Annotated in this window: 1 pseudogene; it reads left to right on the top strand. The window is 67.7% G+C overall.

Annotation, left to right across the window (positions count from 1 at the left end):
* Positions 1-114 precede the first annotated feature (114 nt).
* Positions 115-344, top strand: a pseudogene (locus tag TN53_RS43255) (hypothetical protein); the annotation flags it as partial.

Raw genomic sequence — 344 nt, 5'->3', positions numbered from 1 at the left:
GTGGGCAGAATGTGACAAGGCCCGCCGGGTAACCGCTGATGTGAGCGCGGCACAGGATCTGTGACCCGGTCGCGACGGAGCTGTTCAACGAAGGCGTCGAAAGGCTGTTTTGCAGTGACAGAAGTCGCAAGGTTCTTCGTCCTCGGCGAGGAGGCCCAGTCGGCCGCACCCCCGGTGACCACCGCGGCGGCGGCCCGGGACCACGCGCGGTCGGTCGTACGGCAGCGATGGGACTCGGCGTCCCGCACGGCGCGCGAAGAGGACGTCGTCGATCTGCTTCTCGTCGTCTCCGAACTCGTCACCAACGCCATCCGCCACGGTGACGGGCTGGCGGCGTTCGAGGT

Origin of the sequence: Streptomyces sp. WM6386 (assembly GCF_000972385.1) — a bacterium.
In the GTDB taxonomy this organism is placed as follows: domain Bacteria; phylum Actinomycetota; class Actinomycetes; order Streptomycetales; family Streptomycetaceae; genus Streptomyces.
Note: the sequence above shows the minus strand (reverse complement) of the source record. Positions and strands in the feature narration are given on the sequence as shown.